Here is a 13,974-nt window from a genome sequence, read left to right on the forward strand (position 1 = left end):
CTCTTGTTCTCCGGGCCAATTGCCAAACCCTGGCGCGGTAGCCATCTGGACGAATTATCTACCTGTTTAATGCGAAACGTAGTCGCGCTTGCTTTCGCCGAGAAAGTCTCACAAGCAGCCTCGCTCCTGCTGGTCCAGGCTATGCTGGCCCGGAGCCTCGGTCCCACGACGTATGGGGTATGGCAATACACACTGTCCGCCATTAACTTAGTGGGATCACTGGCGTTGGTATGCAGCTCAGAAATTCTCGTAGCGGCAATCATACAGCGCAAGGACCAGGCCCGCGAATGGCTGTGGTCTGCCTTTTTTATACGCCTCGCGGTGAGCATGCTCTGCATGGTAGCAGTTGCCATCTACCTGCTTGGCACATTGCCGGCGGAATACTACACATTTGCACTGATCCTGTGCAGCCTATTGATATTGGCGGAACCGTTTGCGGTCAGCATCGCATATTTCCAGGCCATCCAGCGGTATCCGGTGGTGTCGATCACCCGATTGGCAATTCTCGCGGTTAAACTGCTTGCGCTATGGATTGCATTGCGCTTGCAATGGAGCATCAGCCTTATCGCCCTCATCTGGATTTTGGAATTCGTCTGCTTCAACATTCTGATGTCGCGGTACCTCGCCCAAGCCGGCATCCTCGCGCCAATACTCCGGCCGGAGTTACTTTTGCACCTATTGAAAGCCGGTGCCACTGTGTGGGCAGGTTTCTGCTTTATGTATTTGATTCAACGCGTTGACATGCTGATTCTCAGGCGTTCAATCGGTTTCGACCTGCTGGGCAGCTACGCCGCGCCTAAGGCATTGATCGAGTCGTGGTATGGCTTCGGTTGGCTGCTGTCCCAGATCCTCGCGCCAGCACTGGTCTACGGCGCGAAAACCAGAGTGGCCCGCTTCAGGCTATTGGGGCTCATGGTGGCGCTATCCGTCTGTGCGGCACTTGTTACGACGGTTGCGGCAGAAATCATCCTCTCGCTGTTGTTCGGTTCTTCCTATACCGGATACAGTTTCATATTAACGGCGCTGGCCTGGACCGGTGTACTGGTATTTGCCGATGCCGCATTGTCAAGCTTTTACTTCAAGCAACGGCACTACGCCTTGTTCATGGCGAAATACTTCACCGCCGCAGCAGTCTATTTTGTTGTGCTGGCCTTGCAGCCGTCGATTCAGCCAATTTCATTCATTTTCTGCATTACCGCGGCCTACGCCACCTGCGTGATGTTTTCAGCGCTTTATCTGCGCACGCAAAGAATCCTATGAAAGAAACGCACATCGCCTTCCTGCTGAACGGCCTTGACAATGCTGGCGGCACCGAACGTGTGGCTGCCAACCTTGCCGCAGCCCTGGTCAATGAGCAATACAGAGTCACGCTCGTATCCCCTTACCCGTGCGAATCATTTTTGGCGATCGACCCCAACGTCGAGATTAGACACCTCGGCATGGCGCGCATCCCCAGCAACACATTTGCGCGGGTCAAGTGGTTTTTTCAATCAGTAGCCCGGCTGCGACGCTGGCTTAAGCAAAACCGGCCGCAAGTGGTTTTCAGCATGTTCTTCAACCAAAGCATCGCACTGGCGCTCGCAGGCCATAGGCTGCCAATAAAAAGAATTGCCTGCGAACACATTTACTACCACTATCACAATGCGGTGCGACGCACGATGCGTCGTTTCATTTACCCCAGGCTCGACGGATTGGTGGTGTTGACCGAGCGCGATGCCGCCATCTATCGGAATTTCCTCCAATGCGTTGAAGTTATCCCCAATTTCGTTGAGATTCAACCTGCTGATGTCGTAGAACTGCCAAGGTCGAACACGCTGCTTGCGGTGGGGCGTTTCAGTGACCAGAAGGGCTTTGACCTACTGCTGGAGGCCTATTACAGCTACACCGTCAAAGTAGCCGAGGCCTGGTCATTAACCATCGTCGGTGATGGCCCCCTACGCCAGCAAATTGAAGCCAGAGCACGAGATATGGGCGTCCTCGACAAAATTCGGTTCACTGGTATGCAGCGCAATGTCGAAGACTTCTTTAGGGAAGCCGGCATTTTCGTGCTGTCGTCGCGATTTGAAGCGTTTCCGATGGTCTTGCTTGAGGCCCTCGGATCCGGCTTACCTGTGATCAGCTTTGACTGCCCAACCGGTCCACGCGAGATCCTCGCGGACGGGCAGGCTGGCATGCTTGTGACTGCGGAGGACAGCAATGCGCTCGCTGACGGGATGGTTCGCTTGACAGCCGACGCCGGGCTGCGGCACCGGTTGGCACACGCGGGATACGATCGCGTGCAGTCTTTTAGCCGAGCCAAGATCCTTGGCGCATGGCGCAAACTGATTGCGACGACGGCGTGACTATATATTGGACCACATTCCTGCTGGTCGCGGTGCTGGCATGGGCGGAGCAATTCAGCGAGGCGCGGCGTTACCTCCAGGTCCTCTATATTCCGGTGCTGCTATGGCTGGTGGTCCTTGCCGGCTTCAGATTCCATGCGGATAACGACTACGCCGCCTACGAAGCCATCTTTCTCGACGTTCCGCCGTTGCAGCAGCTCCTTCACCACGCCTGGGTCAACGTCATTCCAGACTCTCTCGTCGGGCTGGAATCCGGGTACATTCTTCTTATAGGCCTAAGTAAGAGCCTAGGATTGTCGTTCCAGGGCAGCCTGCTCGCCATCAGCGCGCTGTCGATTTCGATCTATGCCTTCGTGATCGCGCGCGCCTCGCCGTACTGGTATGTTTCGTTGCTTCTCTACCTAAGCCAGGGCTTCTGGGTCCGTGAATTCACGCAAATCAGGTTCGGGCTTACATGCGCGCTCGCATTACTGTCCTTCTATTATGTTGCGCGCGGCCGCAATATCGTGGCTCTGGTTCTTGCCGCCATTTGCCCCTTGGTGCATCTTTCCGGTCTGGTGGCGCTAGGTGGCGTTGCCTTCCAGCGCGCCATCAAACCAGCATATATCGCAGTCGCGTTGATCTTGTGCCTAGCATTGTTTTATCTGAATGCGCTGCCGAACTGGAATACGGTGCTCACTCAAATCCCACAAATCGGCGAAAAGCTACTGAAATATGCGAACACCGAGGAAAGCGACCCGATCAAAATATTCGCAGTCTTATCTTCAGCCGCTTATTGCCTCGTTGCAATTTATTGCTATACGCATGTAGCCGAGAATCATGGACGCAACATGATCTGGCTGAATCTCTATATTGTGTCGACGCTGATTTTACTTCTATTCGGACAGGTTGGGATTCTTCAGCGTCTGGCAGTAGTTTTCGCGACCTCATTGTATGTGATCGCACCGATTTGTCTGGAAACCATGTACAGACGGAATCGCACTGGCGAAGCCCTATTGCTGCTCTCCATAGCAACTTTTCACTCTTTATTACTTTTTGTAGCGAAGTTTTCGATACTTCGGCCGTATAATTCAAATTTCGACATATTTTCGTGAAAATCCTGCACGTCGGAAAATTCTTCCCTCCCGCCATCGGCGGAATAGAATCCGTCATTGGCGATTTGGTAGCTGGCTTGAGATCAATTAACATTGCAGCTGACGCTCTGTGCTGCAATGCCGACGCTTGTACCGTTCAAGAGCAAGTGGATGGAGCCACAATTACCCGCGCCAGCATGCTAACCAAGCTGGCGGCAACTGCAATTTCACCCGCCATGGTGGTAGAGTTGGCGCGCCAGTGGCGCGGATACGACATCATTCATTTGCACGTACCAGACCCGATGGCGTGCTTGGCAATCTGGCTCGTACGCCCCAAGGCGAAGCTGGTCGTGCACTGGCATTCTGATGTCGTGAACAAGGGGTGGCTCTTGTATCTGTTCGCGCCCTTGCAGCAATGGATTCTAGCCCGTGCCGATGCAATCATTACCACTTCGGGAACCTATTCGACCGAGTCGCGCTGGCTCGGAAAATTCAAGGACAAGATCCATGTGGTCCCGATTGGCATCCCCGACCCCGAAAGCGACAACGATGAACATGGCGTCGTGACTGCCGCTTCGGACGATGAACGAAAGTTCATCATCTTGGCGGTCGGTAGGGCCGTGGAGCAGAAGGGGTTTCATGTCCTGCTGGAGGCCATTGCCGACCTGCCCGCGCAGGTAGAGGCCTGGATCGTCGGAGACGGACCCTATCTGCCAGCGCTAGCCGCGCTGGCAAAAAAACTCAACGTCGAGGACCGCGTAGTCTTTCAGGGCCGGGTGGACCGGACGAAGATCGGTGAACTCTACCGCCAGGCCGATCTCTTTTGCCTACCGGCAGTGTATCCCGAGTCCTTTGGCGTGGTTATCGTTGAAGCCATGGCGCATTGCCTTCCAGTTGTAACCACGGAGACCCGCCCATCTGGCTCGAAATGGATTAATGAGCACGGCAGAACCGGGTACAATGTCGCGCCCGGTGACGCACAAGAACTGGCAGGCGCAATCAAGAGGCTACTGGGAGACGATAAACTGCGCGCGGAAATGGGACGTAATGCGCGAGCACGTTTCGAGGCATTATTTACCGACCGACGGATGGTTGACTTGACGCTTGATCTATACAAGAAGATCTACCCTGGCTCGCGGTCAAGATAGCCCCGGAATTTTCGGGACAACAGAGCGAGATCAGCTTTATGCTGGTCAATATCAGGACCGAACCAAAAGAAAACCAACTGATCTATACCACAAAACAGGATTGACCAATAATGCTTAGCCTCAGCGTTGGTTTTTTCGTCTCATTTATTGTTACCCTACTGATCGTACGTTACGCTCATATTCACGCGCATCTCTCCGCAGACCACGATTTCAAGGGAGCCCAGAAGTTCCACACCCGTGCGGTACCGCGGATCGGCGGCACTGGTATTGCGATGGCGTTGCTGGTAGGTGGCTTAGTGTTATCGTTCAGGCCTAACTCCCCGACACGTGATTACTGGTTGCTGATAATCGCGGCGGCCCCCGCCTTCGTTGCGGGACTGGTCGAAGACCTGACCAAGAAGGTCAGCCCGTCGCAACGGCTAATCGCCACCATGTTGGCAGCGCTGCTTGCGGTTTGGTTATTAGATATCCGCGTGGTTAGGATCGCGATCGGGCCAGTCGATGCTGTGCTGGCGAACTATATCGCCATCTCCATCGCTGTGACTTGCGTGGCTGTAGCCGGCATGGCAAATGCCGTCAACATTATCGATGGTTTCAACGGTCTGGCGGCAATGGTGACGACCATGATGCTGCTTTCGGTGGCCTATGTTGCGTTCCAGGTGAACGACGGTTTCGTGCTAACCGTGTCGTTCGTCATGATCGGCGCTATTCTGGGCTTCTTCTTATGGAACTTCCCTGGCGGCATGGTGTTCCTCGGTGACGGGGGCGCCTATCTGATCGGATTCATCGTCGCCGAACTGGCCATTGTGATCGTGATGCGGCACCCGCAGGTCTCTCCTTGGTACCCGGTGCTGATGGTTATCTACCCCATCTTCGAAACCCTGTTCTCCATTTACCGCAAGCGCTTTCTGCGTGGGATCTCCCCCGGTATACCGGATGGCGTGCATCTGCACATGCTGATCTATCGCCGCCTGATGCGATGGGCCGTGGGCAGCAAGAACGACCGTCATCGCTTGCGGCGCAATTCATTTACTTCTCCGTATCTTTGGCTGCTTAGCCTGCTTGCAGTGGGCCCAGCTACGCTATTCTGGGATAACACGCCACTGCTGGTGGTTTTTTGCCTAGCCTTTGTGGTCACTTATGTGTGGCTATATTGGAGCATCGTCCGTTTCCGTAGCCCCCGCTGGCTGATCTTTAGAAAATCGCGATGAACAGAATCCAACCGACCGGACTGATTCCGGGGTCCGGTGCCCTCACAGTGAGCATCGATTTTGCTCGCCGCCATCTAGTACTTATCAGTGCGTCGTTCGTCATTGGCGGCGTCCTGGGCTATGTCCTGACTTTTTTGATTCCACAGCAATGGGAAGCAAGGTCTGTCCTGCAAATGGGGCAGATCCAGACATCGCCCACTACTAATGGCCAGCAGAGCGTAGTGATCGAGACCGCAGCGCGTGCCATGGAGCGCATGAAGTTGGGGCCCTTCCAGGATGCGGTTTTGAAAAAACTCAACTTGCCGAGTGATCCCGGTGCCAACAAAAATACGGATCTCTTCAGAAGCTCATTGACGACCCAGGTATTACGGACCTCGGAGTTGCTCGAGATCGGCGTTAGAGGCTACAGCGCGGAGCAGGCGCGCCGCTTTCTGCTAGAGACCCAGAACGAGCTCATTCATCTCCACTCGGTCTTGTCGGAACCGTCCATTACCCGCTTCCAGTCCGATTTGGATGAAACCCGCACCAGCCTAGCGGCGGCGATGGCACAGTATCGCCAGTTGCAGCAAATGGGCGCACAGAATCCCCCCAAGCAAAATGCCAATGCCAAGTTCTCGGAGCAGGTTCTACTTGGCAATTTGCTGTCGTTGACTGAATCCGAGATGCGCAACTTGAGGCTGCGGCAATCCGCGCTCGAGGAACAACTCAACCCTGCTAGGACCTTTAATACGCGGCCGCTTGGCGATGTTGAAGTTAGCAGGCGACCTGTCTTCCCTAAGAAGGTTCCGTTCGCGGTAGGCGGCGCGCTGCTGGCTGCCCTCGTAGCAACTATGTTCGGGATGTGGGCCGACAGCAGGCGCGGTCACAACTCTTCCGCATGAAACCGACCTTTTCAGGTTGGCAAAGCGGTGGCATTCCGTGCAGCCGTTGGCCAATGGCTGCTGGCGTGCGTTAAAACCGGCGGTCCGAGACAATCGAGTGTCGGCCCGCGCGGTGCTAACGTATCGCCTCGGAGGCAATTCGCGCGAGATAGGCGCCGTATGAACTGCTGCGCAAGCTTCGCGCCATGCTTGCGAGCTGCTCTGCCTCGATCCATCCGTTGCGATACGCAATTTCCTCCGGGCAGGCAACCATGAGGCCCTGGCGCTTCTGCAGCGTGGCGACATAGCTCGAGGCTTCGAGCAATGACTCATGCGTGCCGGTGTCTAGCCAGGCGAGGCCGCGCCCCATGACTTCCACCTCCAACTGGCCGCGTTCGAGGTAGGCGCGATTGACGTCAGTGATTTCCAGCTCACCACGTGCGGACGGGCAGAGATCGGCCACGATATCGCCTATCTGGTGATCGTAGAAGTACAGCCCCGTCACTGCATAGTTCGAACGAGGCTTGAGCGGCTTCTCTTCCAGCGACTTCGCGCGGAAATTCTCATCGAACTCCACGACGCCATAGCGCTCCGGATCTTGTACGTGATAGGCAAACACCGTGGCGCCGTCGGTCTGGGTGCAAGCGCGCCGGAGTTGCGCGACCAACCCGTGGCCATGGAAGATGTTGTCGCCTAAGATCAATGCCGGGGGATCATTGCCCATAAAGGCCTTGCCGATTATGAATGCCTGAGCCAATCCATCGGGCGATCGCTGCACCGCATACTGTAGGCTGATGCCCCACGCGCTACCATCTCCGAGCATCTCAGCGAAGCGCGGTGTGTCCTGCGTGGTGGAAATCAACAGGATGTCGCGGATGCCGGCGAGCATCAGCGTGGACAGCGGATAGTAGATCATCGGCTTGTCATAGATCGGCAGCAGTTGTTTCGACACTGACCTTGTGATCGGGTAGAGGCGAGTACCGGAACCTCCGGCAAGGATGATGCCTTTACGCATGTTGGGCTCGCTCGGTCAGAATCTGCTCCAGCACATGGTGTACCCCTTCCTGCCAGGGTGGAAGGTGGATGCCGAAGGTACAGCGCAATTTGGTGGTGTCCAGACGGGAATTCGCCGGTCGTAGCGCATCGGCCGGATATTGTGCAGTGAGTATGGCCTCGACATCTTCGGGCCTAGCTTTCAACGCGACGCCATAGCAGGCAGCGCGGAGTAAGACCTCAGTTGCATAGCCGTGCCAAGTGGTCACGCCGTCGGCGGCGAGGTGGTAGATACCCGTGGGAAATGTCTCGCGCCTGCCGAACAGCCAGTAGCGCGCCAGGATATGCGCGGTCACGTCAGCGACGAGGGCAGCGCTGGTCGGCGCACCATGCTGGTCGGCTACCACGCGCAGTCGGGCCTGCTCGCGAGCCCGGGAGAGTACCGTCGCAGCAAAATTGCTGCCGTGGGCCCCGGCTACCCATGAGGTCCGCAGGATCAGTGCAGCGGCACCCGTCGCCAGGATATTCTCGTCGCCAGCTGCTTTGCTTTTCCCATATACCGAGAGCGGATTGGTGCGATCGGTTTCCACATACGGCGAATCCTTGGTACCGTCATAAACATAGTCGGTGGAATAGTGAACCAGCATGGCTCCCAGCGCGCGCGCCTCTTCGGCGAGCGTGCCCGCGGCCACGGCATTTACGGCAAAGGCAAGCTCTGCCTCGCCTTCCGCCCTTTCTACGGCGGTGTAAGCCGCTGCATTGACGATCACGTCGGGCCGGATCCGACGCACAAGGTCGCGAATTCGGCTTGAATACGCTAGATCACAGGTCGCACGGTCCAGTGCCGCAATGCGACCCAGCGGCGCCAGGCTGCGACGCAGCTCGAACCCGACTTGTCCGTTGCTGCCGGTCAAGAGAATGATCGGGATTGCACGGCTATGCGACATAGGGAGCGCCTGCTGGGTTGCGGTACTCACCCGACAACACATCCCGTATCCAATCCGGATTCTCCAGATACCAGCGAACAGTCTTCCGCAGGCCTGAGCCGAGCGTTTCCGTCGGCTTCCAACCGAGATCGAACGCGATCTTCCGCGCGTCGACCGCGTAACGCCGATCATGGCCGGGACGATCTTTGACAAAGACGATCTGCTCCCGATAGGAGCCGGATGGCCGGGGGCTCAGTTCGTCCAGAAGATCGCAGAGCGCCTGCACGACTTCCAGGTTAGTCTTTTCGTTCCAGCCGCCCACGTTATAGGTTTCGCCTGGCTTACCTCTATCTAGGATCCCTCGAATGGCCGCGCAATGGTCGCCGACATAGAGCCAGTCTCGCACATGACGTCCATCGCCATATAACGGCAGCGGTCGGCCCGCCAGCGCGCCGGTGATTATCATCGGAATCAGCTTCTCGGGAAACTGCAGAGGCCCGTAGTTGTTCGAGCAGTTCGAGATAAGGACCGGAAGGCCGTAGGTGTGGTGGTAGGCCCGAACCATATGGTCCGACGCCGCCTTCGACGCGGAGTAAGGGCTGCTCGGCTGGTAGCGGGAGGCTTCAGTAAATGGCGGATCGGCAGGTGCGAGCGAACCGAACACCTCGTCGGTCGAAACATGTAGGAAACGGAATGCGTTGCGCGCGGGCGTATCCAGCTCCCGCCAATGTGCCAAAGCGGCTTCCAGCAACCGGAACGTGCCGACCACATTGGTCTGCACAAAGTCCCCTGGCGCTGCGATGGAGCGGTCGACATGGCTTTCCGCGGCAAAATGCACGATGGCACGCGGCCGGTACGCATGGAGCAACGCAGTGACGGCCGCACCATCGCAGATGTCGGCCTGCACAAAGACATGGCGGACATCGCCGTCGAGCGCGGCCAGACTGTTCCGATTGCCGGCGTAGGTGAGTTTGTCGACATTGACTACCGCGTCGGCGCCTTCATGGCGCAGCCATTCGAGAACGAAGTTTGCGCCGATGAATCCCGCGCCGCCCGTGACCAGAATGTGCGACAAGCTTGCTCCTGCCAATCAAAATGCTTTAACAAACCGGCCCCTGCCGGACATCCGTCTTCGCAAGGCGGACGATCAGTCGTGCATTGCCTCGGAAAGTGACGGTATTCTATATGTCGCCATGACCCATCCTACTTCCGACTCCGCGCCTTGGGTAGCGTCAGGTAGCTTCGGCTCCCGGCTCTAACGCGGATGCGGCACGGGTTCACCAGATGACAACAACACAAGTATCCAATCCATCACCCTATGCCATTGGCGACCTGCAAGGCTGCGCCCCTTCGCTGAAAGCGCTCCTCGCACAACTTCCCTTCGAACTGCCGCTGCGCCTGGTCGGCGATCTCGTCAACCGTGGCCCCGCCTCCCTCGAAACCCTGCGCACCATCCGCGCCATGGGCTCCCGTGCCGAAACCGTCCTCGGCAACCACGACATCCACCTTCTCGCCGTAGCCTCAGGCGTCCGCAAGAAAGGCCGCCACGACACCGTCGACGACATCCTAGCCGCCCCCGACCGTGACGACCTGCTCACCTGGCTGCGGCACCGCCCGCTGGCCCTGCTGGAAAACAACTTCCTGCTGGTCCACGCCGGCGTCCTCCCCCAGTGGACTGCCGCCCAGGTCATCGACCTCGCCCACGAAGTGGAAGAACAACTTCAAGGCCCCAACTGGCAAGGTTTCCTCGGCGACATCTTCGGCAACACCCCGGACCGCTGGCACGACGCCCTGCGCGGCATCGACCGTCACCGCGTGGTGGTGAATGCCCTCACCCGCTTGCGCTACTGCACGATCGACGGGGTGATGGACTTCAAGACCAAGGATGGCCCCGGTAAGGCGCCGGAAGGCTTTATGCCGTGGTTCGACGTGCCGGGACGGCGCACCGAGGATGTGACGGTGGTCTGCGGGCACTGGTCGACGCTGGGCTTGGTTATGCGGCCGAACCTGATGGCACTGGATACCGGTTGCGTCTGGGGTGGCAAGCTGACGGCGGCGCGCCTGGCGGCGGATCCCGCCGAGCGGACCGTGATCCAGGTGGATTGCCCGCAATATTGCGATCCGCTAGCTTGACTCGCTATCCCGCGTTGGCTGGGACGACAGAACGATTAGCCGATGGCAGCGGATGCCGGCTGCGCCGCGCCGCCCGATTCTGATGGCTGGTTCAGCCGTTGCGCTGCCGTGGCGGCGTGCTCGGCGGCGCCCTGGCTGAGATGGGCGACGACTTCCCTGGCGGAAGCCGCGAGTTCGCGGCGGTCGCCCGAGGCTGGCACCAGTGCAGGCCCGAGCACCAGCCGCGCCTTGATCGGCGGCGCGCGCAGGACCGCTTCCAGAGATTGCAGCAGCGTGGTGTCGCCGATATAGGCGGCGGCCAGCGTCGGCTGGCCGGTGGCGGCATCGAGGTAGTTCAGGCCCAGCGGCTGCACCGGCAGCCCACCTGAAATCGGCGCCTGCATCAGGTTGGCATGGAATGGCAGCACGCTGGTCCCGTCCGTGGTCGTCCCTTCCGGAAACACCCCGACCAGGTCGCCCTGCAGCATCACATCTGTAATGTCATGCAGCACGCGATGCGCGTCCCGCTTGCGCGCCCGTTCGATGAAGATGGTGCCGGTCTTGTCGCACAGCCAGCCGATCAGCGGCCAGCTGCGGATCTCGGATTTGGCGACGAAGCGCACCGGCTGCCAGCTGTGGATGACGTAGATGTCCAGCCACGAGATGTGGTTGGACACCACCATCGCGCCCTGCCGCGCCGCGCCGGTGTGCGGGGCGCCGGTGGCGTCGATCACTTCCACTTCCACCCCGCAGATCCGCAGCAGGCGCCGCGACCAGCGACGGATGTGCCATGCGCGCGAGCGCACGCCCAGCCATGGGAACAGCAAGGCGCAGGTCAGCAACCCGCGCAGCAGGTGCAGGACCAGTGCGGTCTTGCGCAGCCAGATCATGCCTGGGCGTGGTTGCCGTAGACGACTTGCCCGCCGACCAGGGTCATGCGGACCTTGCCTTCCATCTCGTAGCCGAGCCACGGCGAGTTCTTGCCCTGGCTCTTGAGCGAGCGGCGCTCGACCTTCCACACCTGCTTCGGATCGAACACGCACACGTCGGCGGCGCTGCCGACGGCCAGGGTGCCGGCCTTGAGGCCGATCACGCGGGCGGGCTCGGCGGTGATGCGGGCCAGCGCCTGCGCCAGCGGGACCTTGTGCTCGCTGGCCCAGCGCAAGGTCAGCGGCAACAGCAGTTCCAGCCCGGTTGCGCCCGGCGAGGCTTCGGCGAAGGGCAGCAGCTTCTCGTCGTCGTCGACCGGCGTGTGGTCCGAGCACAGTGCGTCAATGGTGCCGTCGGCCAGCGCGGCGACGATGGCGTCGCGGTCGCGCGGGCTGCGCAGCGGCGGCGAGAAGCGCATCTGCGAGTTGAAGTAGCCGATATCCATGTCGGTCAGCGAGACGTGGTGGATATTGACGTCGCAGGTCACTTTCAGGCCTTCGCGCTTGGCCTGGCGCACTAGTTCCAGCCCGGCGGCGGACGACAGCCGGCACAGGTGCACGCGTGCGCCGGTGCTGCGCATCAACTCGAAGATGGTGTGCAGGCGCACGGTTTCGGCGATCACCGACACGCCCGACAGGCCCAGGCGCGACGCCACCGCGCCGCTGGCGGCGACGCCGCCGCCCAGGAATGGGTCTTCCGGACGCAGCCACACGGTGAAGCCGAAGGTCTGCGCGTATTGCAGCGCGCGCAGCAGCACCTGGGTGTTGCGCACCGGCGCCTCGGCCTGGCTGAAGCCGACGCAGCCGGCCTCGGTCAGCTGGCCCATCTCGGTCAGGGTCTCGCCCTTCAGGCCCAGCGTCAGCGCGCCCAGCGGATAGACGTGGGTCTGGTTCAGCGTGCGCGCGCGGAACTTCAGCATTTCGACCAGGCCGGGCTCGTCCAGCACCGGGTCGGTGTCGGGCGGGCACACCAGGCTGGTCACGCCGCCGGCGGTGGCGGCCGCGACCTCGGACTCGAGCGTGGCCTTGTATTCGTAGCCGGGCTCGCGCAGGCGCGCGGACAGGTCGACCAGGCCCGGGCACACGATCAGCCCCTTGGCGTCGATAACCTTGTTGGCGGTGAAGTCCGCCGGGGCGCTGCCGACGCCGACGATCTTGCCGGCGGCGATATAGAGGTCCTGCGCGGCGTCGGTGTTGCTGGCCGGATCGATCAGGCGGCCGCCCTGGATGTGAATCTTCATAGCTTGGCTTGTCGTGTCGCTGGACTGGTTCGGTGTGTTCTGGCTGGCGTGCGGGCTGGCGTGCGAGGTCGGGCTGGCCGGCATCAGTCGTTGTTCCCGGCGACGATGCCCATCACCGCCATGCGCACGGCGATGCCGAAGGTCACCTGGTTCAGGATCACCGACTGGGAGCCATCGGCCACGGCGGAGTCGATCTCGACGCCGCGGTTCATCGGCCCCGGGTGCATCACGATGGCGTCGGGCCTGGCCAGCGCCAGGCGCTCCGGCGTCAGGCCGTAGGCCTTGAAATATTCCTGCGCGGACGGCAGCAGCGCGCCGCTCATGCGCTCGTTCTGCAGCCGCAGCATGATGACCACGTCGACGCCCTTCAGCCCCTCTTCCATGCTGTGGAACACGCGCACGCCCATCTGCTCCAGCCCGGACGGCAGCAGCGTGCGCGGGCCGATGGCGCGCACCTCGGGCACGCCCAGCGTGGTCAGCGCGTGGATGTCGGAACGCGCCACGCGCGAGTGCAGGATGTCGCCGACGATGGCCACCGTCAGGTTGGTGAAGTCCTTCTTGAAATGCCGGATCGTGTACATGTCCAGCAGGCCCTGCGTCGGATGGGCATGGCGGCCGTCGCCGGCATTGATCACGTGCACGTGCGGGGCGACGTGCTCGGCGATCAGGTAGGGCGCGCCCGAGCTGGCATGGCGCACCACGAACATGTCGGCGGACATTGCCGACAGGTTGTTGATGGTGTCCAGCAGAGACTCGCCCTTGCTGGTCGACGAGGCGTTGATGTTCAGGTTCAGCACGTCCGCCGACAGCCGCTTGGCGGCGATCTCGAAGGTGGTGCGGGTGCGGGTGGAGTTCTCGAAGAACAGGTTGAACACGCTCTTGCCGCGCAGCAGCGGCACCTTCTTGACATCGCGGTCGGAGTCGGACAGCGAGACAAACTGGCTGGCGGTGTCGAGGATGTGCGTGATCATGTCACGCGACAACCCCTCGATCGACAGCAGGTGCTTCAGTTCGCCGTTCTTGGTGAGCTGCGGGTTGCGGAACGTCTTGGTCATGGCTGGTCGGGCGCGGGCAAAAAAACGGGAGGTGGTCTGGTCTCGGGGCAGGCTTTCGGGCTGTCGGGCTGTCGGGCGCGCTGC

13 protein-coding genes are annotated in these 13,974 nt (G+C 60.0%); 7 read left to right on the forward strand and 6 right to left on the reverse strand.

The features are described 5' to 3' along the window. The first annotated feature begins 3 nt into the window (after positions 1–3). From A2G96_RS18225 to A2G96_RS18250, 6 genes are all read left to right on the forward strand, one after another. Positions 4–1,260, forward strand: coding sequence for an MATE family efflux transporter (locus A2G96_RS18225; protein WP_167354377.1), 1,257 nt, complete (start codon positions 4–6; stop codon positions 1,258–1,260). Further along, a complete protein-coding gene (locus tag A2G96_RS18230) occupies positions 1,257–2,342 on the forward strand; it encodes a glycosyltransferase family 4 protein (protein WP_062801486.1) in 1,086 nt (361 codons plus the stop codon). Before A2G96_RS18225 ends, A2G96_RS18230 begins: the two co-directional genes overlap by 4 nt. Continuing rightward, positions 2,312–3,436, forward strand: coding sequence for an EpsG family protein (locus A2G96_RS18235; protein ID WP_062801487.1), 1,125 nt, complete (start codon positions 2,312–2,314; stop codon positions 3,434–3,436). Before A2G96_RS18230 ends, A2G96_RS18235 begins: the two co-directional genes overlap by 31 nt. Continuing rightward, positions 3,433–4,563 (forward strand): glycosyltransferase, encoded by a 1,131-nt coding sequence (locus A2G96_RS18240; RefSeq protein WP_082819004.1) that lies wholly within the window; start codon positions 3,433–3,435, stop codon positions 4,561–4,563. The genes A2G96_RS18235 and A2G96_RS18240 overlap by 4 nt, the downstream gene beginning before the upstream one ends. A 110-nt stretch (positions 4,564–4,673) precedes the next feature. After that, positions 4,674–5,774, forward strand: a complete 1,101-nt coding sequence (locus A2G96_RS18245; RefSeq protein ID WP_062801489.1) for an MraY family glycosyltransferase — start codon at positions 4,674–4,676, stop codon at positions 5,772–5,774. Beyond that, complete coding sequence (locus A2G96_RS18250) at positions 5,771–6,655, forward strand: GumC domain-containing protein (RefSeq protein WP_062801490.1); 885 nt, start codon at positions 5,771–5,773, stop codon at positions 6,653–6,655. Before A2G96_RS18245 ends, A2G96_RS18250 begins: the two co-directional genes overlap by 4 nt. A 115-nt stretch (positions 6,656–6,770) precedes the next feature. Here A2G96_RS18250 and rfbA read toward each other — a convergent pair whose 3' ends face one another. Genes rfbA through rfbB form a run of 3 tightly spaced genes read right to left on the reverse strand, consistent with a single transcriptional unit; the run spans position 6,771 to position 9,628 of the window. Then, on the reverse strand, positions 6,771–7,649 hold the full coding sequence (rfbA, locus tag A2G96_RS18255; protein WP_062801491.1) for a glucose-1-phosphate thymidylyltransferase RfbA: 879 nt from the start codon (positions 7,647–7,649) through the stop codon (positions 6,771–6,773). Then, positions 7,642–8,574 carry a dTDP-4-dehydrorhamnose reductase gene (gene rfbD, locus A2G96_RS18260; RefSeq protein ID WP_062801492.1) on the reverse strand — a complete coding sequence of 311 codons (933 nt, stop codon included), beginning with the start codon at positions 8,572–8,574 and terminating at the stop codon, positions 7,642–7,644. The genes rfbA and rfbD overlap by 8 nt, the downstream gene beginning before the upstream one ends. Next, positions 8,564–9,628 (reverse strand): dTDP-glucose 4,6-dehydratase, encoded by a 1,065-nt coding sequence (rfbB, locus tag A2G96_RS18265; protein WP_062801493.1) that lies wholly within the window; start codon positions 9,626–9,628, stop codon positions 8,564–8,566. The genes rfbD and rfbB overlap by 11 nt, the downstream gene beginning before the upstream one ends. A 209-nt stretch (positions 9,629–9,837) precedes the next feature. On the opposite strand from rfbB, the gene A2G96_RS18270 reads away from it, so the two are divergent. Continuing rightward, on the forward strand, positions 9,838–10,686 hold the full coding sequence (locus A2G96_RS18270) for a symmetrical bis(5'-nucleosyl)-tetraphosphatase (RefSeq protein ID WP_062801494.1): 849 nt from the start codon (positions 9,838–9,840) through the stop codon (positions 10,684–10,686). A 35-nt stretch (positions 10,687–10,721) separates the two neighbouring features. Here the strand turns inward: A2G96_RS18270 and A2G96_RS18275 are convergent, their stop codons facing one another. The 3 genes from A2G96_RS18275 to A2G96_RS18285 form a co-directional block, all read right to left on the reverse strand. Continuing rightward, positions 10,722–11,555 carry a lysophospholipid acyltransferase family protein gene (locus tag A2G96_RS18275; RefSeq protein WP_062801495.1) on the reverse strand — a complete coding sequence of 278 codons (834 nt, stop codon included), beginning with the start codon at positions 11,553–11,555 and terminating at the stop codon, positions 10,722–10,724. Continuing rightward, the gene (locus tag A2G96_RS18280; protein ID WP_062801496.1) at positions 11,552–12,835 is read right to left on the reverse strand and encodes a dihydroorotase; all 1,284 of its coding nucleotides are present in this window, start codon (positions 12,833–12,835) and stop codon (positions 11,552–11,554) included. The genes A2G96_RS18275 and A2G96_RS18280 overlap by 4 nt, the downstream gene beginning before the upstream one ends. A gap of 83 nt (positions 12,836–12,918) precedes the next feature. Continuing rightward, a complete protein-coding gene (locus A2G96_RS18285; RefSeq protein ID WP_018008094.1) occupies positions 12,919–13,890 on the reverse strand; it encodes an aspartate carbamoyltransferase catalytic subunit in 972 nt (323 codons plus the stop codon). Positions 13,891–13,974 lie beyond the last annotated feature (84 nt).

Source organism: Cupriavidus nantongensis, from assembly GCF_001598055.1.
GTDB classification, from domain to species: Bacteria; Pseudomonadota; Gammaproteobacteria; order Burkholderiales; family Burkholderiaceae; genus Cupriavidus; species Cupriavidus nantongensis.

Excerpts from the sequence above, each read along its gene's own strand:
- A2G96_RS18230 (WP_062801486.1), top strand. The coding sequence starts at position 1,257 with ATGAAAGAAACGCACATCGCCTTCCTGCTGAACGGCCTTGACAATGCT.
- A2G96_RS18235 (WP_062801487.1), top strand. The coding sequence starts at position 2,312 with ATGGCGCAAACTGATTGCGACGACGGCGTGACTATATATTGGACCACA.
- A2G96_RS18245 (WP_062801489.1), top strand. The coding sequence starts at position 4,674 with ATGCTTAGCCTCAGCGTTGGTTTTTTCGTCTCATTTATTGTTACCCTA.
- A2G96_RS18250 (WP_062801490.1), top strand. The coding sequence starts at position 5,771 with ATGAACAGAATCCAACCGACCGGACTGATTCCGGGGTCCGGTGCCCTC.
- rfbA (WP_062801491.1), bottom strand. The coding sequence starts at position 7,649 with ATGCGTAAAGGCATCATCCTTGCCGGAGGTTCCGGTACTCGCCTCTAC.
- rfbD (WP_062801492.1), bottom strand. The coding sequence starts at position 8,574 with ATGTCGCATAGCCGTGCAATCCCGATCATTCTCTTGACCGGCAGCAAC.
- A2G96_RS18270 (WP_062801494.1), top strand. The coding sequence starts at position 9,838 with ATGACAACAACACAAGTATCCAATCCATCACCCTATGCCATTGGCGAC.
- A2G96_RS18275 (WP_062801495.1), bottom strand. The coding sequence starts at position 11,555 with ATGATCTGGCTGCGCAAGACCGCACTGGTCCTGCACCTGCTGCGCGGG.
- A2G96_RS18280 (WP_062801496.1), bottom strand. The coding sequence starts at position 12,835 with ATGAAGATTCACATCCAGGGCGGCCGCCTGATCGATCCGGCCAGCAAC.
- A2G96_RS18285 (WP_018008094.1), bottom strand. The coding sequence starts at position 13,890 with ATGACCAAGACGTTCCGCAACCCGCAGCTCACCAAGAACGGCGAACTG.